The sequence below is a fragment of the Streptomyces sp. NPDC091649 genome (genome assembly GCF_044756785.1).
GTDB lineage: Bacteria > Actinomycetota > Actinomycetes > Streptomycetales > Streptomycetaceae > Streptomyces.
In genome coordinates this window covers 122,767-141,518 of record NZ_JBIVTR010000017.1, presented here as the reverse complement: position 1 = coordinate 141,518, position 18,752 = coordinate 122,767, and the positions used below count along the sequence as shown (strand labels likewise).

Here is an 18,752-nt window from a genome sequence, read left to right as displayed (position 1 = left end):
TGCGCAGGACGCGCGAGTGCTGGAATTGGTGAGACAGGCTGGTTTTAGGTACCAGTGTCCTAGTGGCGTGAGGGTTCGAGTCCCTCCTCGCGCACCCCGTGGACGGGGCCGGTCCGCACGAGATGCGGCTCGGCCCTGTCGGTTCGGGCCCTACCCCACCAACTCCCGCACCACCGGCACCAAGGCCCGGAACGCCTTCCCGCGGTGGCTGATCGCGTTCTTCTCCGCCGGCGTCAGCTCCGCGCAGGTCCGGGTCTCTCCCTCCGGCTGGAGGATCGGGTCGTAGCCGAAGCCGTGGGCACCGGACGGGGTGTGGCGCAGCGTGCCGTTCAGGCGGCCCTCGACCACGCGTTCCGTGCCGTCGGGCAGGGCCAGGGCGGCGGCGCAGGCGAAGGCGGCGCCGCGGTGCTCGTCGGCGATGTCGCCGAGCTGGGCCAGGAGCAGGTTCAGGTTGGCGGTGTCGTCGCCGTGGGCGCCGGACCAGCGGGCCGAGAAGATGCCGGGGGCGCCGCCGAGGACGTCGACGCAGAGGCCGGAGTCGTCGGCGATGGCCGGGAGGCCGGTGGCGCGGGCCAGGGCGTGGGCCTTGAGGAGCGCGTTCTCGGCGAAGGTGACGCCGGTTTCCCTGACGTCGGGGATGTCGGGGTACGCGTCCGCGCCGACGAGGTCGAGGTCGAGTCCCGCGTCGGCGAGGATGGCGTGGAGTTCGGTGATCTTCCCGGCGTTGCGGGTGGCGAGGATGAGGCGCTTCATGGGGCGATTATCGCCCCGGGGGCGCGGCCGGCCGGTCGCGCCCCCGGCACGGCCGGCCGTGCCGTACTAGGGGCTGCAGACCTTGCCGATCTCCGTGGCCGCGTCCGTGACCGGGGTGATGTCGGGGGTGGCGTCGCCGTTCTCGATGGAGTCGCGGACGCTGGTGACCCCTGCCTGGAGGTCGTCGACGGCCTTGGAGAGGTCGGCGTTGTCCGTGGTGTCGTCGAGCTTCTTCAGCTCGCGGTCGATGTCGTCGAGGGCTTCGGATGCCTGGGTGATGTCCTCGGAGGCGCTGGAGACGGCCTTCTGGAGGTTGCCGACGCTGGTGGCGATGGCGTCGGCGGTGCGGACGCAGTCCAGCGCCTTGTCGAGGCCGGCGCAGCCCACGGCGGTGGTCAGCGTCAGCAGGGTGGCGGCGGTGGCGAGTGCGAGGCGTTGGTGGCGGCGCGAAGCCATGGTGCGGTCCCTCCCCGGGGGTCGGTACGTGGACGGACGCACGGTTCGACCCGTGCGTCCGTGTCCGTAACGACGCTGTGCGGTGCGTATTTGGTTGCTTCTTTACCCGGGGAAGGTGGGTCGCTACGCGTCCTGGGCGCCGGCGAGTGCTTCGCGCTGGAGGGTGGCGAGGTCCACGCAGCCCGCTGTGGCGAGGTCGAGGAGGGCGCCGAGTTCCTTGCGGTCGAAGGGTGCGCCCTCGGCGGTGCCCTGGACCTCGACGAAGCGGCCGTCGCCGGTGCAGACGACGTTCATGTCGGTCTCGGCGCGGACGTCCTCCTCGTAGCAGAGGTCCAGGAGCGGGGTGCCGTCGACGATGCCGACGCTGATGGCGGCGACGGTGTCGGTGAGCGGCTTGCGCCCGGCCTTGATGATCTTCTTGCCCTGGGCCCAGGCGACGGCGTCGGCGAGGGCGACGTAGGCGCCGGTGATGGCGGCGGTGCGGGTGCCTCCGTCGGCCTGGAGGACGTCGCAGTCGAGGACGACGGTGTTCTCGCCCAGGGCCTTGTAGTCGATGACGGCGCGGAGTGAGCGGCCGATGAGGCGGCTGATCTCGTGGGTGCGTCCGCCGATCTTGCCGCGTACGGATTCGCGGTCGCCGCGGGTGTTGGTGGAGCGGGGCAGCATGGAGTACTCGGCGGTGACCCAGCCTTCTCCGCTGCCCTTGCGCCAGCGCGGGACGCCTTCGGTGACGGAGGCGGTGCAGAGGACTCTGGTGTCGCCGAAGGAGACGAGGACTGAGCCCTCGGCGTGCTTGCTCCAGCCGCGTTCGATGGTGACGGGGCGGAGCTGTTCGGGGGTGCGGCCGTCGATGCGAGACATGGGCCCGACTTTATCCGCTGGAGGGGGTGGCTCCGTTCGGGTGCGGTGGCCGCCTCGGTGGACCGCGTTCCGTGGGCTGTCCGGACACAGCGCGGCCCCGTCCTGCGGTGGCGGACGGGGCCTGCGGGGTCCGGCGTGGGGTCAGCCGGTCACATCATGTCTTCGATGTCGGCGGCGATGGGGTCCGCGTCGGTGCCGATGACGACCTGGATCGCGGTGCCCATCTTGACGACGCCGTGGGCGCCGGCGGCCTTGAGGGCGGCTTCGTCGACCTTGCCGGGGTCGTGGACCTCGGTGCGGAGGCGGGTGATGCAGCCTTCGATCTCGTCGATGTTGTCGATACCGCCGAGCCCGGCGACGATCTTCTCAGCCTTGGTGGCCATGTCCTTCTCCCTGGTTTCGCGCGCAGACGGCCGCCCGCTGCGGGTCCGTTTCGTCACGGTAACGCACGGTTGGCCCAACTTCGCGGGCGGGTAGCCGGACGATCCCGAAAGATGACGATCACCGGCGCCCTGCCTTCGGGACGGACCCCGGACCGTGACGCAACTGGTCTACACCAGTTTGCAACGACCGCCAAACGTGAAGTGTTCCGGGAGGACGCCCATGAGTTCGAGCGCCGCTGCGGCACCGCAGCAAAAATGGTGGAACGGACCGGTCCAGGGCCTGCAGAAGGTCGGGCGGAGTCTCCAGCTCCCGGTGGCCGTCCTCCCCGCGGCCGGCCTGCTCGTCAGCCTCGGCAACCTGTTCAGTTCCTACCTGGACGGCGCCTTCTGGGACAAGACCTCCAAGGTGCTGCTCAACGGCGGCACCGCGATCCTCGACGGCCAGCTCGGCCTGCCGCTGCTGTTCTGCATCGGCGTGGCGATCGGCTTCGCGAAGAAGGCGGACGGCTCCACCGCCCTGGCGGCCGTCGTCGGCTTCCTGGTCTACCGGGGGGTGCTGACCGCCTTCCCCATGGACAACACCGTGACGGAACAGCTTCCCGAGGGCGAGCCGCAGAACCCGGGCGTGCTCGGCGGCATCCTGATCGGGCTGCTGACGGCGGTCGTCTGGCAGCGCTACCACCGCACCAAGCTGGTGGACTGGCTCGGGTTCTTCAACGGGCGGCGCCTGGTGCCGATCCTGATGGCGTTCCTCTGCGTGATCCTGGGCGTGCTGTTCGGGCTGCTGTGGCAGCCGGTGGGTGACGGGCTGACCTGGTTCTCCAAGCAGCTGATCGATCTCGGCTCGTGGGGCGCGGCGATCTTCGGCTTCGCGAACCGGCTGCTGATCCCGATCGGGATGCATCAGTTCCTGAATACCTTCTTCTGGTTCCAGGCGGGTGAGTTCACCGGGGCGGACGGCCAGACCGTGCAGGGCGACATCTCCCGGTTCTTCGCGCAGGACCCGACGGCCGGACAGTTCACCTCGGGCTTCTTCCCGATCATGATGTTCGGGCTGCCCGCCGCAGCCCTGGCCATCACCCACACCGCGCGGCCCGAGCGCCGCAAGGAGGTGGCGGGCCTGATGGTCTCGGTGGCGCTGACCTCGTTCGTCACGGGTGTGACCGAGCCGATCGAGTTCTCGTTCATGTTCGTCGCGCCGCTGCTGTACGGCGTGCACGCGGTGCTCACCGGGGCGTCCATGGGCCTCACCTGGCTGCTGGGGGTGCATGCGGGGTTCAGCTTCTCGGCCGGGTTGATCGACTACGTCGTCAACTGGCATCTCGATACGAAACCCTGGCTGATCATCCCGATCGGCGCGTGCTTCGCGGTGATCTACTACGTGGTCTTCCGCTTCGCGATCACCAAGTTCGACCTCAAGACACCGGGGCGCGAACCGGAGGAGATCGAGAAGGAGATCGAGCAGGACCTCACCAAATAACAGGGAGCCGCAGGACAGCGGGGCTTCGGCCCGGCCGCACCCGGCTCGCGCAAGGCCCTCGGACCATCCGGTCCGGGGGCCTTCGCCGTGTCACCGAACGTGCTGGATCTGCTACTGCGAATAAGCAGGTAATTGCAGGTTCCTTATCTAACCCTCACCGTGCTAAAACTGGTCTACACCACTGAGTGGTCCAGACCACGGCTGTCTGCCGCCGTCTGCCGAGTCGCCGCCTCCCCGCATCCACCGTCTGGGCGGCACCGTGTCCCATGGAGGAAGTTGATGACCACGGCTGAGACCGCACCCGCGGCCAAGAAAAGGGGCGCCGGCGTGATGGCCGTCATGCAGCGCATCGGCCGCAGCCTCATGCTGCCGGTCGCCGTGCTGCCGGCCGCCGCGCTCCTGGTCCGCCTCGGCGACGACGACATGCTGGGTCGCGAGTCGTTCCCGACCCTCGTGACGAAGCTCGCCGGCTACATGAGTGCCGGCGGCAGCGCGCTCCTCGACAACATGGCGCTGCTGTTCGCCGTCGGCATCGCGATCGGCTTCGCCAAGAAGTCGGACGGCTCCACCGCCCTGGCCGCCGTCACCGGCTACCTGGTCTTCCAGAATGTTCTGGCCACGTTCACGGACCCGAACCTGGACAAGGTCCCCGAGGTCGTCGACGGCAAGATCGTCATGATCGAGGCGCCGGTGGATGCCAAGGTCCTCGGCGGTGTCGTGATGGGCATCGTCGTCGCCCTGCTCTACCAGAAGTTCTACCGGACCAAGCTGCCCGACTGGGCCGGCTTCTTCAGCGGCCGCCGTCTGGTCCCGATCCTCTCCGCCTTCGCGGGTCTGCTCATCGGTATCGCCTTCGGTCTGATCTGGCCGGTCCTCGGCTCCGGTCTGCACAACTTCGGCGAGTGGCTCGTCGGCTCCGGTGCGGTCGGCGCGGGCATCTTCGGTGTCGCCAACCGTGCGCTGATCCCGGTCGGCATGCACCACCTGCTGAACTCCTTCCCGTGGTTCCAGGCGGGCGAGTACAACGGCAAGCACGGCGACATCGCCCGGTTCCTGGAGGGCGACCCCACAGCCGGACAGTTCATGACCGGCTTCTTCCCGATCATGATGTTCGCCCTCCCGGCGGCCTGCCTCGCGATCGTCCACTGCGCCCGCCCCGAGCGCCGCAAGGTCGTCGGCGGCATGATGTTCTCCCTCGCGCTCACCTCGTTCGTCACCGGTGTGACCGAGCCGATCGAGTTCACGTTCATGTTCATCGCCCCGGTGCTGTACGCGATCCACGCGGTGCTCACGGGTGTGTCGCTGGCCCTGACGTGGGCGCTCGGCATGAAGGACGGCTTCGGCTTCTCGGCCGGTCTGGTCGACTTCCTGCTGAACCTCGGCATCGCGTCGAAGCCCTGGATGCTGGTCCTGGTCGGCCTCTGCTTCGCGGTGATCTACTACGTGGTCTTCCGCTTCGCGATCACCAAGTTCAACCTCCCGACCCCGGGCCGGGAGTCGGACGAGGAGCTCGCCGAGCTGCAGAAGGCCGAGGCGAAGTAGGACCCACCGGCATGGGGGTACGAGCCTCCGCCACGCCCGTACGCCGAAGCCCCCGCTTCCCGGAGACGTCTTCCGGGCGCGGGGGCTTCGGCGTACCCGCCGCAGGCCGCGTCTTTCACATCCGGCGTACGGGTGCGGGCGCGGGCATGCGGTGGATCCGGCGGGAGCCGCCCCCGGGCCCGGGCGGGTCGGATCGTGATCATCCCGGGAGTCTCGCGGAGCGGGCACGGGCCGGCGGCCCCGCTCTCAGAGCTCGTACACCGCTCCCGGGGCGGCCAGCTCCACCGGGCCCGGGTAGACCGCACGGGCGTCGGCGGCGTTGCGGCCGGCGTCGGTCCACGGGGGGATGTGGGTGAGGACGAGCCGGCCCACTCCCGCGCGGGCCGCCGCCTCGCCGGCCTCGCGGCCGTTGAGGTGCAGGTCGGGGATGTCCTCCTTGCCGTCGACGAACGACGCCTCGCAGAGGAACAGGTCCGCGTCCCGGGCCAGGTCCTCCAGGGCGTCGCAGGCCCCGGTGTCACCCGAGTAGACGAGGGCGGAGCCGCCGTGTTCGACCCGGATGCCGAAGGTGTCGACGGGGTGGCGGAGCTTCTCCGTCCGGACCGAGAACGGGCCGATCTCGAAGGACGCCGACTTGAGGGTGTGGAAGTCGAAGACCTCGCTCATCGCCCGGTCGGAGGGGGTGTCGCCGTGGGCGGCGGTCAGGCGCTGCTCGGTTCCCTCGGGGCCGTAGACCGGGAGGGGGACGGGGCGGGCGCCGTCGTGCCGGTAGTAGCGCACGACGAAGTACGCGCACATGTCGATGCAGTGGTCGGCGTGCAGATGGCTGAGGAAGATCGCGTCGAGGTCGTAGAGACCGACGTGGCGCTGCAGCTCGCCGAGGGCGCCGTTGCCCATGTCGAGGAGCAGCCGGAAGCCGTCGGCCTCTACGAGGTAGCTCGAGCATGCCGAACCCGTGGAGGGGAACGAGCCGGAGCAGCCGACGACGGTGAGCTTCATGGAGCGTGAACCTCCGGGACGCGGGAACGGGGAGGGTTCGTGCGATTCCGCCGGAGCTTCGTGGGGTTCCTGCGGGACGGGTTCTGCGGTTCGACGAGCGTAAGGCGCGAAACTCCGCGTCGCTCCTTTGCCGCCCTCCGTTGTGGGGGAACTCACCTGCTCTGTCACCGGTTCGATGGAAGCGCGGCCACCGGGGCGTCCCGCCGGTCCGGTCCTCGCCGCCGGTACGGTCGGGGGATGAACACGTTCTGGTGGGTGGCGCTGGTCGCCGTGGTTCTGCTGGCGCTCGTGGCCGCGGTGGTGGACGGGCGGGGGCGCTCGGACCGCGGTCCCCGCTCCCGCCGGCCGCGCCGGCGGGAGCCGTCGGCCGGTACGGGGCCGCCGGCCGGACCGTCGGGCCCGGCGGGGCGCGGGGAGGGACGTACGCCGCGGGCGGGCGAGGTGTGGTGGGCCGATGTGCCGTACGAGGACGGGCCCGGGTCGAAGGACCGGCCGTGTCTGGTGATCTCGGTGCGGGGGCGGGGCCGGGGGCGCACGGCGCTGGTCGCCAAGATCACCAGCAAGCATCAGGAGGAGCGCCCCGGGGTGATCGCGCTGCCCCCCGGGACGGTCGGGGACCGCCAGGGGCGGCGGAGTTTCCTGGAGACGGACGAGCTGCGCGAGGTGCGGATCGCCGGGTTCCGGCGGCGGGTGGGGACGGTGGATCCGGAGCTGTGGGAGCGGGTGCGCGGGCTCGGAGCGGGGTGAGGGGCGGGGCCCCGGTTTCGGGGTTCCGCCCCTCGGCCCGGCTCCTCAGGCGCCGGAGGGGCTCATGCCCAGAGCTGGCCCTGAAGCGTTTCGATGGCCGCTTCCGTCGTCTCCGCCGTGTAGACGCCGGTCGACAGGTACTTCCAGCCGCCGTCCGCGACGACGAAGACGATGTCGGCGCTCTCTCCCGCCTTGACCGCCTTGTCGCCCACGCCGATCGCCGCGTGGAGGGCCGCGCCGGTGGAGACGCCCGCGAAGATGCCCTCCCGCTGGAGGAGTTCGCGGGTGCGGGTGACCGCGTCGGCGGAGCCCACGGAGAAGCGGGTGGTGAGGACGGAGGCGTCGTAGAGCTCGGGGACGAAGCCCTCGTCGAGGTTGCGCAGTCCGTAGACCAGGTCGTCGTAGCGTGGTTCGGCGGCGACGATCCGGATGCCGGGAACATTCTCGCGGAGGTAGCGGCCGACGCCCATGAGGGTGCCGGTGGTGCCGAGGCCCGCGACGAAGTGGGTGATGGACGGGAGGTCGGTGAGGATCTCGGGTCCGGTGGTGGCGTAGTGGGCGCCCGCGTTGTCCGGGTTGCCGTACTGGTAGAGCATCACCCAGTCGGGGTGCTCGGCGATGAGTTCCTTGGCGACGCGGACGGCGGTGTTGGAGCCGCCCGCGGCCGGGGAGGAGATGATCTCGGCGCCCCACATGGCGAGCAGGTCGCGGCGTTCCTGGGAGGTGTTCTCGGGCATGACGCAGACGATGCGGTAGCCCTTGAGCTTGGCGGCCATGGCGAGGGAGATGCCGGTGTTGCCGCTGGTGGGTTCCAGGATGGTGCAGCCGGGGGTGAGCCGGCCGTCCTTCTCGGCCTGTTCGAGCATGTGGAGCGCCGGGCGGTCCTTGATCGAGCCGGTGGGGTTGCGGTCCTCCAGCTTGGCCCAGATGCGGACGTCCTCGGACGGGGACAGCCGCGGGAGGCGGACGAGGGGGGTGCCCCCCACGGCCGCCAGCGGGGAGTCGTACCGCATCAGCGCATGCCGCCGGCGACGGCCGGGAGGATCGTGACGTTGTCGCCGTCGCCGAGCTTGGTGTTGATGCCGTCGAGGAAGCGGACGTCCTCGTCGTTGAGGTAGACGTTCACGAAGCGGCGGAGCTGTTCGCCGTTGGCGCCGTCGACGAGTCGCTCACGGATGCCGGTGTGGCGGCTCTCCAGGTCGGTGAAGAGGTCGGCGAGGGTGTCCCCGTTGCCTTCGACGGCCTTCGCGCCGTCGGTGTAGGTGCGGAGGATGGTCGGGATGCGGACCTCGATGGCCATGGCGTGGGCTCCTGTCGAAAGCGTGGAGGTGACGTGGGGCGCGCGTTTCTGCCCCCGCGCGGGGGTGTGTGCGGTGGGTGGGCGCGCGGACCGCGGCTCAGGCCGGGCGGTTCGCGGGCAGGCTTCGGGCGGGACAGATCGCGCTGGCGAGCCTGCACAGGTCGACGTGCAGCCGCGCGACGAGCAGCGCGCCCGGCGTCTTGTTGCTCACGTCATGGGGAACCATGCGGGCATCGTATCGATTCCCTGTGCGGAAACCCGAGTGCCATCTCACATCGCGGATGGTGAGCGTTCATCATGTGGACTTGTGGGGTCGGTTCGGTCCGGCGGGAGGTAGACGACGGTGGGTGCGCCGGTCCTCGGATGGCTGCTGACCTCGGCGGCGACGCCGTACACCTCGCCCAGCAGTTCGGCCGTGAGGACTTCCCGCGGGGGGCCCGAGGCGATGACGCGGCCGTCCTGGAGGACGTAGAGGCGGTCGCAGTAGTAGGCGGCGAGGTTGAGGTCGTGCAGGGCGAGGAGGTTGGTGGTGCCGAGGCCGCGGACCAGGGAGAGGATCTCCAGCTGGTAGCGGATGTCCAGGTGGTTGGTCGGCTCGTCCAGGACGACGAGGGACGGCTGCTGGACCAGGGCGCGGGCGACGAGGGCGCGTTGGCGTTCGCCGCCGGAGAGGGAGGCGAACGCCCGGGGTGCGAGCGCGGCGATGCCGACCCGGGTCAGGGCCTCGGTGACCAGGGCGGTGTCGACGGCGGTGTCCGCCTCCCAGAACCGTTTGTGCGGGGCGCGGCCCATCGCGACGACCTGGCCGACGGTGAGCTCGAACCCGGCGTGTCCGTCCTGCGGGACGGTGGCGATGCGCTGGGCGCGGGCCTTCACGGGGAGGGTGGCGAGGTCGTCGCCGTCGAGGAGGACGCGGCCGTGGGTGGGGCGCAGGGTGCCGTAGACGCAGCGCAGCAGGGTGGTCTTGCCGCTGCCGTTGGGGCCGACGAGGCCGACGGTCTCACCGTGGGCGGCGGTGAGGTCGACGGCGTCGACGAGGTGGCGGCCCCCGCCGATGCCGTACGAGAGGCCCTCGGTGCGCAGGGTGGTCACGGGCGGGCTCCCTCGGCGGATGGTGCGGTCGTCGTGCGGGTGCTCGCCCGGCGGGGTGCGGTCGTCATGCGGGGGCTCCTTCGGGGCGGCGGCGGAGCATCCAGAGGAAGAAGGGTCCGCCGGTCAGCGCGGTGAGGACGCCGACCGGGATGTCCTGGGGGGCGGCGATCGTGCGGGCGGCCAGGTCCGCGAGGACCAGGAACACCGCTCCGCCGAGGGCCACGACGGGGAGCAGTGCGCGGTGTGCGGCGCCGACGGCCATCCGGGCCATGTGCGGGACCATCAGCCCGACGAAGCCGATGGCTCCGCTGTACGCGACGAGCGCCCCGGTCATGAGCGAGGCGAGGACGAAGACGGCGGCCCGGAAGCGGGCGGTGTCGAGGCCGAGGACGGTGGCGCCCTCCTCCCCCACCAGGAGCAGGTCGAGCGGCCGGGCCAGGACGAGGAGGACGGCGGTGCCGGCGATCAGGGTGACGGTAGGGAGCGCGAGCATGTCCCAGCGGGCGGAGCCGAGGCCGCCGAGGGTCCAGTAGAGGACTTCCTGGAGGTGGTCGGCGCGGGCGGAGGTGACCAGGATCAGGCTGGTGAGGGCGGAGAGGACGTAGGAGACGGCGACTCCGGCGAGGACGAGCCGGTTGGTGGTGAGGCCGCCTCCGCCGCGGGCCAGGGAGCAGACGAGCAGCAGGGAGAGCAGCGCGCCGGCGAAGGCGGCGGCGGGGATGGTGACGGTGGTGGCGAGGGTCGCGCCGATGCCGAGGACGATCACGAGGACCGCGCCGGCGGAGGCTCCGGAGGAGACGCCGAGGAGGAACGGGTCGGCGAGCTGGTTGCGTACGAGGGCCTGGAGGACGGTGCCGATGACGGCGAGTCCGGCGCCGACGACGATGCCGAGCAGCACGCGGGGCAGCCGGACGTCCAGGACGATCGTGCGGAAGGGGCTCGCCTCGGCCCGCCCGGTCAGGATGTCGAGGACCTGGCCGGGCGGGATGCGGACGGAGCCGAGGGCGAGTGCGGCGATCACGGCGGCGGCGAGGAGCGCGGCGAGGACGCCGAGCACCAGCGTGTGGCGGAGCAGCCGCCGCGGTGCGGGGGCGCGGCAGGTCACGGGGTGGTGTCCGCCGGGTGGAGCTGGGCCGCGAGCTTGCCGACGGCGGCGGGGACGCGGACGCCGAGGACCGCGTCGGAGAGCGGCAGGACCGCGAAGCGCCTGTTCTTGATGGCGGGGATGCCGGCGAGGGCCGGGTCGGTGAGGAGGCGCTTCTTCTTCTGTTCGACGGTGGTGGAGCCGTAGTCGTAGATCACGATGGCTTCAGGCTTGCGGGCGACGACGTTCTCCCAGGAGGCGTCGCCGAAGGGCTTGTCGAGGTCCGCGAAGACGTTGGCGCCGCCCGCCCGTTCGATGAGTTCGTTGCCGATGCCCTCGCCGCCCGCGGTGAAGGCGGTCTTGTCGCCGCTGTCGTAGACGAAGACGGAGACGGGGTCGAGGTCCGCCAGCTTCTTGGCGGTGGCGGCGTTCTCGGCCGTGGCCCGCTCGATCCACGCCTCGGCGCGGTCGGTGACGCCGAAGGTGCGGCCGACCTCGCGGATCTCCTCGTAGAGGGTGTCCATCGGGGCGTCGCCCTCGGTGCAGCTCTCGGTGTTGAGGCGGCTGTCGATGCCGGACTTCCCGAGGGCCTCGCGGCTGCGGCCGTCGCCCGCCGCGAAGGCGCTGGCGTAACCGCCGTAGACGAAGTCGGGGTCGGCGGCGAGGACTTGCTCGTAGGAGGGGTACTTCTCGGCGAGGACGGGGACGGAGGCGTAGTCCTTCGCGTACTTCGGCAGGACCTGGTCGTCGAGGTAGGCGGTGCCGACGAGGGATTCCGCCAGGCCCAGTTCCAGCACGATCTCGGTGACGTGCTGGTTCATGGTGACGACGCGTCGCGGCGGCGCCTGGTAGGTGGTGGTGACACCGCAGTTCTCGACGGTGTACGGGAAGCCCGGGCTCTTCGCCGCGGCTTCGGGCCGTTCGTCGGCGGTGTCGCCGTCCGAGGCGGAGCAGGCGGTGAGAGTGAGCGGGAGCAGCACGGCGGCGGCTATGAGCGCGGGGGTGCGCCAGGACATGGCAGGGCCTCTCCGGGGGATTTCCGCGTCCCCTGGTCGATGCGAGAAGGCGGCGGGCCAGTTCCTGACTTCCGGGCCGCCCTCCGGTGCGGAGGTCCGCGTGGGAGGGGGCCCGGTCACAGTGGCGGGACCGTGCCGGATTCGCACCGGCTTCCTGGTGCCTGCTGCCTTGATGGGTTCTGGGGGCAGTGTGCCAGACCCGTTCGGCTTCCTCGCGGGGCGGCCGGACGCCGTGGCTCAGTACGCCGCGACGACCTGCACGTCTTCCTCGGTGATCTCGCCGTCCACGATGCGGTACGAGCGGAACTGGAAGGGGCCCGCGCCGTCGGCGTCTGCGGTGGATACGAGGACGTAGTGGGCGCCGGGTTCGTTGGCGTAGGTGACGTCGGTGCGGGAGGGGTATGCCTCGGTGGCCGTGTGCGAGTGGTAGATGACCACGGGTTCCTCGTCGCGGTCGTCCATCTCGCGGTACAGCTTGAGGAGGTCGCCGGAGTCGAACTCGTAGAACGTGGGCGAGCGGGCGGCGTTGAGCATCGGGATGAAGCGCTCGGGGCGTCCTGTCCCGGCCGGGCCCGCGACGACTCCGCACGCTTCGTCGGGGTGGTCGGCGCGGGAGTGGGCGACGATCCGGTCGTAGAGCGTCTGGGTGATGGTCAGCATGGCAGCCAGGATATGCAGGCGGCCCCCGGAGTACCGGTGGGTGGTACGTGGGGGTCCGCATGTTGGACACGTCGGCCGGCCACGGCAGGACGGAGAGGGGCGGACGGGCGGCTCCCCGCCGGTGGCGCGGCGGGGCGCACGCTCCCGGCGCCTACGGCATCAGCGTCTCGACGAGTGTTTCCTGGAGCGCCCCGAGCCAGAGGTAGGCCATCACCATGGGCTTGCGCGGATCGGTGTCGGGGAGCCGGTAGAGCGCGCCTTCCTCGCCCTCGTCCTCGTCGGAGACCTCCAGCCGGGCGCCGATGGTCAGACGCAGGTCGTTGAGGGAGCGGAGCCAGCTGCGGCACTCGTCTCCCGTGAGGGTGAGGACGGCGCCGCCGCCCCCGGCGGGCGAGAGGGCGTCGAGGGTGCGGACGACGGTGACGGCGTCCTCGCGTTTGCCGGAGCGCAGGTCGTTCTCGGTGAAGCGGCGGAACTCGGCGGACAGCTCGCGCAGCTCCTCCTCCGGCTTTCCGCCCCCGGCGGGCCCGCCGGGGCCGCCGTAGGCGTCGGGGAAGAGCCGGGCGAGCGCCGGGTCGGCCGGCGGCTTGCTGGGACCCTCCGCGAAGAGGGCGGCGAGGGGGTCCTCGCCGTCGGCGGGCGTCTCGCCGGGGCCGATCAGTTCGAGCAGCTGGACGGCGAGGGAGCGCAGGATGGAGATCTCGACCTCGTCGAGCGCGACGGCCGCGCCGCCGCCTGGGGTGGCCTCGAAATGGCCGGCCATGGATTCTCCGATGGTGGGTCGAACGGGGCGGGTGGAGGCGGGGCGGGCCCGGGGGGCTCTAGTTGCGGTCCTGGGTGAGGGTGGCCCACAGCCCGTAGCCGTGCATGGCCTGCACATCGCGTTCCATCTCCTCGCGGCTCCCGCTGGAGACGACGGCGCGGCCCTTCTGGTGCACGTCCATCATGAGCCTGTGCGCCTTGTCCTTCGAGTAGCCGAAGTACGCCTGGAAGACGTAGGTCACGTAGCTCATGAGGTTGACCGGGTCATTGTGGACGAGCGTCACCCACGGGACGTCCGGCTCCGGGACCGCGAAGGTCTCCTCGGCCGAATCGGGACGTTCGATCTCTAGGGGGGTAGCAACGCTCACCCTTCCCATGCTGCCACCCGGGCGGCCTCCACGCACAAACGGACCCCACATCTCGTCACTCTGACGAATAGGGGGTAGTGTCTCAGCCATGAACTCAGCGGACCTCGGGCGACGGGTCGGCGTTCCGTCGACCGCGCTCTTCACCGACCAGTACGAGCTGACCATGGTGCAGGCGGCCCTCAAGGCCGGCACCGCCGACCGCCACTCGGTCTTCGAGGCGTTCACCCGGCGGCTGCCGGAGGGGCGGCGCTACGGAGTCGTCGCGGGCACCGGGCGAGTCCTGGACGCGGTGGAGAACTTCCACTTCGACGACGAGATGATCGGCTTCCTGCGCCAGCGGAACGTCGTCGACGAGCGCACCCTCGAATGGCTGGCCGGCTACCGTTTCAACGGCGACATCTGGGGCTATCCGGAGGGCGAGGTCTACTTCCCCGGCTCCCCGATCCTGCGGGTCGAGGGCTCCTTCGCCGAATGCGTGCTGCTGGAGACGGTGATCCTCTCCATCCTCAACCACGACTCCGCCATCGCCGCCGCCGCCTCGCGGATGTCGGCCGCCGCCGGGGACCGCCGGCTGATCGAGATGGGCGCGCGCCGCACCCACGAGCTGTCCGCGGTCGCCTCGGCCCGGGCCGCGTACGTCGGCGGTTTCGACGCCACCTCCGACCTGGCGGCCGGTTTCCGCTACGCGATCCCGACCGTCGGCACCAGCGCGCACTCCTTCACCCTGCTGCACGACTGCGAGCGCGACGCCTTCCGGGCCCAGGTGGAATCACTGGGCCGGGGAACGACGCTGCTCGTCGACACCTATGACGTGACCGAGGCGGTCCGGGCGGCCGTCGAGATCGCCGGGCCGGAACTCGGCGCCGTACGCATCGACTCCGGGGACCTGCTCCTGGTCGCGCACCGGGTGCGGCAGCAGCTGGACGAGCTGGGGGCCACGGACACGAAGATCGTGGTGACCTCGGACCTGGACGAGTACGCCATCGCCTCGCTGGCCGCCGCACCGGTGGACGCGTACGGGGTCGGCACCCAGCTGGTCACCGGGAGCGGGCACCCCACCTGCTCGATGGTCTACAAGCTGGTCGCCCGCGCCGCCTCGGCGGACCCGGCCGAACCGCTGCGACCGGTGGCGAAGAAGTCGCTCGGCGCGAAGTCGTCGCTCGGCGGCCGCAAGTGGGCCGCGCGCCGGACCGACGGGAACGGGGTCGCCGAGGCCGAGGTCATCGGTACCGGCCCCGTGCCCGAGGACATGGCCGGACGGCAGTTGCAGGTGGAGCTGGTGCGGGCCGGCGAGGTGGTCGCGCGCGAGCCCCTGGAGGCGGTGCGGGAGCGGCATGTGGCCGCGCGTGCCGGGCTGCCGATGTCGGCGATCCAGCTGTCGCGCGGCGAGCCGGTGATCCCGACCGAGTACGCCTGAGACAGGTCCGGGGCGGCCCCGCGGGGGCCGCCCCGGCATCCGGACCGGCCGGGTCCGCAACCGGGGTTTCCCGGACGGGCTTGATTGTGACGGTCCAGTGCCTAGGCTCGAACCATCGGACATCCTTTCGGGCGCCCCCGGGCGTCCCCGTCCAGATCCGGCCCCGCCCCGCCCCGTCCGATCCCGCCCCCACCGAAGGACACCCGCCATGCACCGCGCATTGATCGTCGTGGACGTTCAGAACGACTTCTGCGAGGGCGGCAGCCTCGCGGTCGCGGGCGGCGCCGACGTCGCCGCCGCCATCACCGACCTGATCGGCGACGCCCAGCCCGGCTACCGCCACGTAGTGGCCACCCGCGACCACCACATCGACCCGGGCGACCACTTCTCGCCCAGCCCGGACTTCGAGCACTCCTGGCCGGTGCACTGCGTCGCCGGCACGGAGGGCGTCGGCTTCCACCCGAACTTCGCGCCCGCCGTCGCCTCCGGTGCGATCGACTCGGTGTTCGACAAGGGGGCGTACTCGGCGGCGTACAGCGGGTTCGAGGGCACCGAGGAGAACGGGACCGGCCTCGCCCAGTGGCTGCGCGACCGGGAGGTCACCGAGGTCGACGTGGTCGGCATCGCCACCGACCACTGCGTACGCGCCACCGCCCTGGACGCGGCCCGTGAGGGCTTCGTCACCCAGGTGCTGCTGGACCTGACGGCGGGCGTGTCCGGGGCGACCACCGAACGGGCGCTGGCGGAGCTGCGCACGGCGGGCGTGAAGCTCTCCGGCACGCCGGTCGTCGCCTGACCGCCCCCGGACCGCGCCGGACAGCCCTCAGGCGGCCGGACGGGCCGGTCCGGCATACCCGGTGGGGCCCAGCAGGGCCCTGATCGGGTGCCACAGCTCCTGGCACGACTGGGGCCCGAGGAGGCCCGCCGGACCGGCCGGGCCCGCCTGCGGGGCGGCCCGCCACAGCAGACCGTCCGGATGGTGCAGCACCGCCGTGACCTCGTCCGGCGTGGGCGGCAGGTCGTTGCCGCGCAGGTAGACCGCCCGCAGCCCCAGATTGCGCAGCCTGGTCAGGGCGCGCGCCCGGTTCGCCGCGTGCACCAGCACCCGTACCGGGGCCTCGGGCGCCGCTCCCGGACCGCCGCGCGGCCCCGGCCCGCCGGCCGGTCTGGTCAGGGTCAGGGCCACCACCACCGTGCCGTTCGGCAATCTGCAGAATCCTCCGCCGGCCATGCTCCGCGCTCCCCCGTGAGACGTCGTGTCAATAAGGATGTGAACAAGACGCACCTAAACACGATCGGCCGCCGCCCGCTAGGGGGCGGCGGCCGATCACGCTGTGACCTGCGGCTTTACTTGATCAGCGGCCCGAGGGGCTGACCAGCAGGGTCATCGTCGAGCCGTTGCGGGGCTCGTTCACGATGGAGATGCGGGTGTTCGTGTCAGAAACCTTGACACTGCCCGTGGGGTTCTCCTTGTACCAGTAGGTGCCCTTGCGGTCGTCGAAGACCGGGTTGCCCAGCGCGGGCCTGATCCGCAGCGGGACGTCCGCGTTGTGGAGCGTGAAGCCCTTGTTCGGGTACCAGCTGAACGGCGCGTCGAACGGCTGGATCTTGTTGCGCAGGAGCGAGCCGTCCTTCCACTTGAGCGGCTTGGCGTGCGCGTCGACCGGCAGGATCAGACCCTGGCCCGGGTGGACGGAGGTGTTGTTGTCCTTCTGGGAGGTGTCCCAGAGCCAGACCAGCAGACCGTTCTGGTAGGCGTAGTGCTCGACCCAGTCCGGACGGGTGCCGGAGAAGCCGAAGTTGTACGGGCCGACCTTGAGGGTCTCGTCGTACGACACGTACTGGCGGTTCTCCGCGATGTAGTACTGCGGGTAGTCCTGGGTGAAGGACGCTCCGACCCGCGAGAAGCCCTTCGCGGTCCAGCCGTTGTCGTCGCCCTCGGCGTTGTCCGAGAAGAGCACGGCGCCATCGGCCGTGACGGTGATCTCGTCGGCCGTGAAGCCCTTGCCGCCCGCGCCGCCGTCCGTCTGGTAGCGGAAGCGGAGGTCGACCTTCTTGCCCGCGTAGGCGTCCAGGGAGAAGGAGAGCTTCTTGTGGTCGCCCGAGACGTCGGTCAGGGCCGGCTTGTCACTGGCGTCGCGCGGGATGGCCTTGCCGTCGGCGGTGCCGTCGAGCGCGGTCCAGCTGGCGCCGCCGTTGTCGGACACCTCGGTGTAGAGGTAGTCGTAGTCGGCCTCGATGTCGTACCAGCCCGAAAGGTCCAGCGTGGCCTCTGACTTGCCGGTCAGGTCGACCGAGCGGGTCAGGGTGTTCGACAGGTCGTCGCCCATGTCGCTCCACCACTGCTTCGAGCCCTCGGCGGGCTTGACGACGGTGGTGGTGACGGCCTTCTCCGGCAGCTCGACGACGAGCGCCTGCGGGTTCTTGGTGTTGTACGCCGAGACGCCCAGCTTGTGCAGCGAGGTCTTGCCCGCCTTGGCCGTGTCGTAGTCGAGCCAGCCCAGCTGGAGCTTGTCCCACGAGGTCATGTCGCCCGGCAGGTTGCCGATCTCGCCGTCGCCGGTGCCGAGCCAGGAGCCCGCCGACATCAGGGACCAGAAGCCGACCGAGTTCTCGCCGCCGCCGGAGGTGTCGTACAGGTCCGGCAGACCGAGGTCGTGGGCGTACTCGTGGGCGAAGACGCCCAGGCCGCCGTTCTCGGGCTGGACGGTGTAGTCGCCGACCCAGACGCCCGTGTCGCCGATCTGGGCGCCACCGGCCTTGTTGTCCGCGGGGCCGGTCGCACCGGCGTCGGTGCCGTACGCGTACCAGCGGTGCGCCCAGATGGCGTTGGTGCCCTCGGCGCCGCCGCCGGCCGACTCGTCCTCGCCGGCGTGGACCAGCTGGAAGTGGTCGATGTAGCCGTCGGGCTCGTTGAAGTTGCCGTCACCGTCGAAGTCGTAGCGGTCCCACTCGTCGTACTCGGCGAGGTTCGCCTTGATCTCCGCGTCGGTGCGGCCCTTGGCCTTCTGGTCGGCGACCCAGGCGTTCACGCCGTCGCGCACCGCGTCCCACACGTTGGCGCAGTTGGACTGGCCGCAGTAGTTGGAGCCGTAGCGGGCCTCGTTGTAGGGCACCTTGACCCAGTCGGAGACCTCGCCCTCGACCGAGTAGCGGCCCGAGGAGGTCTTCTCGTAGTAGGTCTTGAGCGAGTTGACGCCCTTGCCCTCGCCGAAGTAGAGCTCCTGGAAGTGCTCCCGGTTGTAATCGGCCTGCCAGGCGGTGCTGTTGTCCTTGGCCGGGTCCGGCTCGGCGATCTGGTTGTGCGCCGGTCCCGGGGCGCCGCCGAACTTCTTCACGGGCGGCTTGGGGCCGTCACCGTCCGGGTCGAACATGGTGGTGTCGTCGACCTGGTCGCCGAACTCCAGCAGGATGGTGAAGATCTTGTCGGTCTTCTCCCGGCCGAGCTCCACGTACTTCTTGTGGCCGAGCTTGACGACCTTGGAGCCGCTCCGGTTCGCCACCTTCTTGTCGCCGGACAGCACCTGCTCCAGCGCGGCCTCGCGCTGGGCGGCCTGCTTCTCGCTGAAGGGGCCCTCCAGGTTGTGCTCCACATGCCCCTTGGCCGGCGCCGGGTCATGGCGGTCGACGGTGGAGACACCGGAACCTGATGAGCTGTCGTGCGCCTGGGCGGTGGCGAAGGTCGACGCCGTAGCAGCAGTCGCAGCCATGGCCACGACAACGGCAGCGGCGCGAAGCGCCCGTCTCTGATTGGTCACTTGATGCAGTCCTCCCCGGGCGTCCGCGCAACGGCCAGGGGGCAGGAAGCGGGCCGTGCGCGTAAACGCGTCAC

21 protein-coding genes, 1 tRNA gene and 1 riboswitch are annotated in these 18,752 nt (G+C 70.8%); of the genes, 6 read left to right on the top strand and 16 right to left on the bottom strand.

The window, feature by feature from the left end; all coding sequences use genetic code 11:
- Positions 1-10: 10 nt before the first annotated feature.
- A tRNA-Leu gene (locus ACIQMU_RS25420) sits at positions 11-94 on the top strand.
- 56 nt (positions 95-150) lie between these two features.
- On the opposite strand, the gene rdgB is transcribed toward ACIQMU_RS25420, so the two are convergent.
- From rdgB to ACIQMU_RS25400, 4 genes are all read right to left on the bottom strand, one after another.
- The gene (gene rdgB, locus ACIQMU_RS25415; RefSeq protein WP_352241319.1) at positions 151-753 is read right to left on the bottom strand and encodes an RdgB/HAM1 family non-canonical purine NTP pyrophosphatase; all 603 of its coding nucleotides are present in this window, start codon (positions 751-753) and stop codon (positions 151-153) included.
- A 66-nt stretch (positions 754-819) separates the two neighbouring features.
- A complete protein-coding gene (locus ACIQMU_RS25410) occupies positions 820-1,209 on the bottom strand; it encodes a hypothetical protein (RefSeq protein WP_402689753.1) in 390 nt (129 codons plus the stop codon).
- 123 nt (positions 1,210-1,332) lie between these two features.
- Positions 1,333-2,070 carry a ribonuclease PH gene (gene rph, locus ACIQMU_RS25405; protein ID WP_402689752.1) on the bottom strand — a complete coding sequence of 246 codons (738 nt, stop codon included), beginning with the start codon at positions 2,068-2,070 and terminating at the stop codon, positions 1,333-1,335.
- A gap of 149 nt (positions 2,071-2,219) precedes the next feature.
- Positions 2,220-2,510, bottom strand: coding sequence for a PTS glucose/sucrose transporter subunit IIB (locus ACIQMU_RS25400; protein ID WP_352241316.1), 291 nt, complete (start codon positions 2,508-2,510; stop codon positions 2,220-2,222).
- A gap of 163 nt (positions 2,511-2,673) precedes the next feature.
- On the opposite strand from ACIQMU_RS25400, the gene ACIQMU_RS25395 reads away from it, so the two are divergent.
- Both ACIQMU_RS25395 and ACIQMU_RS25390 read left to right on the top strand, forming a co-directional pair.
- Positions 2,674-3,933, top strand: a complete 1,260-nt coding sequence (locus ACIQMU_RS25395; protein ID WP_402689751.1) for a PTS transporter subunit EIIC — start codon at positions 2,674-2,676, stop codon at positions 3,931-3,933.
- A 279-nt stretch (positions 3,934-4,212) separates the two neighbouring features.
- On the top strand, positions 4,213-5,475 hold the full coding sequence (locus ACIQMU_RS25390; protein ID WP_352241314.1) for a PTS transporter subunit EIIC: 1,263 nt from the start codon (positions 4,213-4,215) through the stop codon (positions 5,473-5,475).
- Positions 5,476-5,721: 246 nt separating this feature from the next.
- Here the strand turns inward: ACIQMU_RS25390 and ACIQMU_RS25385 are convergent, their stop codons facing one another.
- Positions 5,722-6,474, bottom strand: coding sequence for an MBL fold metallo-hydrolase (locus ACIQMU_RS25385; protein WP_352241313.1), 753 nt, complete (start codon positions 6,472-6,474; stop codon positions 5,722-5,724).
- Between the two features lie 237 nt (positions 6,475-6,711).
- On the opposite strand from ACIQMU_RS25385, the gene ACIQMU_RS25380 reads away from it, so the two are divergent.
- On the top strand, positions 6,712-7,221 hold the full coding sequence (locus tag ACIQMU_RS25380; protein ID WP_352241312.1) for a type II toxin-antitoxin system PemK/MazF family toxin: 510 nt from the start codon (positions 6,712-6,714) through the stop codon (positions 7,219-7,221).
- A 62-nt stretch (positions 7,222-7,283) separates the two neighbouring features.
- Here ACIQMU_RS25380 and ACIQMU_RS25375 read toward each other — a convergent pair whose 3' ends face one another.
- The 9 genes from ACIQMU_RS25375 to clpS form a co-directional block, all read right to left on the bottom strand.
- Positions 7,284-8,234: a cysteine synthase gene (locus ACIQMU_RS25375; RefSeq protein WP_352241311.1), complete on the bottom strand. Its 951-nt coding sequence runs from the start codon at positions 8,232-8,234 to the stop codon at positions 7,284-7,286.
- Positions 8,234-8,521 (bottom strand): MoaD/ThiS family protein, encoded by a 288-nt coding sequence (locus tag ACIQMU_RS25370; protein WP_352241310.1) that lies wholly within the window; start codon positions 8,519-8,521, stop codon positions 8,234-8,236. Before ACIQMU_RS25370 ends, ACIQMU_RS25375 begins: the two co-directional genes overlap by 1 nt.
- A 97-nt stretch (positions 8,522-8,618) precedes the next feature.
- Positions 8,619-8,747, bottom strand: a complete 129-nt coding sequence (locus tag ACIQMU_RS25365; protein ID WP_352241309.1) for a putative leader peptide — start codon at positions 8,745-8,747, stop codon at positions 8,619-8,621.
- 44 nt (positions 8,748-8,791) lie between these two features.
- Complete coding sequence (locus ACIQMU_RS25360) at positions 8,792-9,613, bottom strand: ABC transporter ATP-binding protein (RefSeq protein WP_352241308.1); 822 nt, start codon at positions 9,611-9,613, stop codon at positions 8,792-8,794.
- Positions 9,614-9,677: 64 nt separating this feature from the next.
- Complete coding sequence (locus ACIQMU_RS25355) at positions 9,678-10,718, bottom strand: FecCD family ABC transporter permease (RefSeq protein ID WP_402689750.1); 1,041 nt, start codon at positions 10,716-10,718, stop codon at positions 9,678-9,680.
- Positions 10,715-11,713: an ABC transporter substrate-binding protein gene (locus ACIQMU_RS25350; RefSeq protein WP_402689749.1), complete on the bottom strand. Its 999-nt coding sequence runs from the start codon at positions 11,711-11,713 to the stop codon at positions 10,715-10,717. Before ACIQMU_RS25350 ends, ACIQMU_RS25355 begins: the two co-directional genes overlap by 4 nt.
- A 58-nt stretch (positions 11,714-11,771) precedes the next feature.
- Positions 11,772-11,872: riboswitch (cobalamin riboswitch) on the bottom strand.
- Between the two features lie 78 nt (positions 11,873-11,950).
- Positions 11,951-12,373, bottom strand: coding sequence for a M67 family metallopeptidase (locus tag ACIQMU_RS25345; RefSeq protein ID WP_352241305.1), 423 nt, complete (start codon positions 12,371-12,373; stop codon positions 11,951-11,953).
- Between the two features lie 151 nt (positions 12,374-12,524).
- Positions 12,525-13,136, bottom strand: a complete 612-nt coding sequence (locus ACIQMU_RS25340; RefSeq protein ID WP_402689748.1) for a DUF2017 domain-containing protein — start codon at positions 13,134-13,136, stop codon at positions 12,525-12,527.
- A gap of 58 nt (positions 13,137-13,194) precedes the next feature.
- Positions 13,195-13,512 carry an ATP-dependent Clp protease adapter ClpS gene (clpS, locus tag ACIQMU_RS25335; RefSeq protein WP_352241378.1) on the bottom strand — a complete coding sequence of 106 codons (318 nt, stop codon included), beginning with the start codon at positions 13,510-13,512 and terminating at the stop codon, positions 13,195-13,197.
- A 79-nt stretch (positions 13,513-13,591) separates the two neighbouring features.
- Here clpS and ACIQMU_RS25330 point away from each other — a divergent pair, with 79 nt between their 5' ends.
- Positions 13,592-14,920: a nicotinate phosphoribosyltransferase gene (locus ACIQMU_RS25330; RefSeq protein WP_402689747.1), complete on the top strand. Its 1,329-nt coding sequence runs from the start codon at positions 13,592-13,594 to the stop codon at positions 14,918-14,920.
- A gap of 208 nt (positions 14,921-15,128) precedes the next feature.
- Complete coding sequence (locus tag ACIQMU_RS25325; RefSeq protein ID WP_352241302.1) at positions 15,129-15,716, top strand: isochorismatase family protein; 588 nt, start codon at positions 15,129-15,131, stop codon at positions 15,714-15,716.
- Between the two features lie 27 nt (positions 15,717-15,743).
- Here the strand turns inward: ACIQMU_RS25325 and ACIQMU_RS25320 are convergent, their stop codons facing one another.
- Both ACIQMU_RS25320 and ACIQMU_RS25315 read right to left on the bottom strand, forming a co-directional pair.
- Positions 15,744-16,151, bottom strand: a complete 408-nt coding sequence (locus ACIQMU_RS25320; RefSeq protein ID WP_352241301.1) for a hypothetical protein — start codon at positions 16,149-16,151, stop codon at positions 15,744-15,746.
- 124 nt (positions 16,152-16,275) lie between these two features.
- Complete coding sequence (locus tag ACIQMU_RS25315; protein WP_352241300.1) at positions 16,276-18,678, bottom strand: immune inhibitor A domain-containing protein; 2,403 nt, start codon at positions 18,676-18,678, stop codon at positions 16,276-16,278.
- Positions 18,679-18,752 lie beyond the last annotated feature (74 nt).

What these genes read in the sequence shown, in the direction of transcription:
- rdgB (WP_352241319.1), bottom strand. Translation starts at nt 753, where the DNA reads ATGAAGCGCCTCATCCTCGCCACCCGCAACGCCGGGAAGATCACCGAA.
- ACIQMU_RS25410 (WP_402689753.1), bottom strand. Translation starts at nt 1,209, where the DNA reads ATGGCTTCGCGCCGCCACCAACGCCTCGCACTCGCCACCGCCGCCACC.
- rph (WP_402689752.1), bottom strand. Translation starts at nt 2,070, where the DNA reads ATGTCTCGCATCGACGGCCGCACCCCCGAACAGCTCCGCCCCGTCACC.
- ACIQMU_RS25395 (WP_402689751.1), top strand. Translation starts at nt 2,674, where the DNA reads ATGAGTTCGAGCGCCGCTGCGGCACCGCAGCAAAAATGGTGGAACGGA.
- ACIQMU_RS25390 (WP_352241314.1), top strand. Translation starts at nt 4,213, where the DNA reads ATGACCACGGCTGAGACCGCACCCGCGGCCAAGAAAAGGGGCGCCGGC.
- ACIQMU_RS25385 (WP_352241313.1), bottom strand. Translation starts at nt 6,474, where the DNA reads ATGAAGCTCACCGTCGTCGGCTGCTCCGGCTCGTTCCCCTCCACGGGT.
- ACIQMU_RS25380 (WP_352241312.1), top strand. Translation starts at nt 6,712, where the DNA reads ATGAACACGTTCTGGTGGGTGGCGCTGGTCGCCGTGGTTCTGCTGGCG.
- ACIQMU_RS25375 (WP_352241311.1), bottom strand. Translation starts at nt 8,234, where the DNA reads ATGCGGTACGACTCCCCGCTGGCGGCCGTGGGGGGCACCCCCCTCGTC.
- ACIQMU_RS25370 (WP_352241310.1), bottom strand. Translation starts at nt 8,521, where the DNA reads ATGGCCATCGAGGTCCGCATCCCGACCATCCTCCGCACCTACACCGAC.
- ACIQMU_RS25365 (WP_352241309.1), bottom strand. Translation starts at nt 8,747, where the DNA reads ATGGTTCCCCATGACGTGAGCAACAAGACGCCGGGCGCGCTGCTCGTC.
- ACIQMU_RS25350 (WP_402689749.1), bottom strand. Translation starts at nt 11,713, where the DNA reads ATGTCCTGGCGCACCCCCGCGCTCATAGCCGCCGCCGTGCTGCTCCCG.
- ACIQMU_RS25345 (WP_352241305.1), bottom strand. Translation starts at nt 12,373, where the DNA reads ATGCTGACCATCACCCAGACGCTCTACGACCGGATCGTCGCCCACTCC.
- ACIQMU_RS25340 (WP_402689748.1), bottom strand. Translation starts at nt 13,136, where the DNA reads ATGGCCGGCCATTTCGAGGCCACCCCAGGCGGCGGCGCGGCCGTCGCG.
- clpS (WP_352241378.1), bottom strand. Translation starts at nt 13,512, where the DNA reads ATGGGAAGGGTGAGCGTTGCTACCCCCCTAGAGATCGAACGTCCCGAT.
- ACIQMU_RS25330 (WP_402689747.1), top strand. Translation starts at nt 13,592, where the DNA reads ATGAACTCAGCGGACCTCGGGCGACGGGTCGGCGTTCCGTCGACCGCG.
- ACIQMU_RS25325 (WP_352241302.1), top strand. Translation starts at nt 15,129, where the DNA reads ATGCACCGCGCATTGATCGTCGTGGACGTTCAGAACGACTTCTGCGAG.
- ACIQMU_RS25320 (WP_352241301.1), bottom strand. Translation starts at nt 16,151, where the DNA reads ATGGCCGGCGGAGGATTCTGCAGATTGCCGAACGGCACGGTGGTGGTG.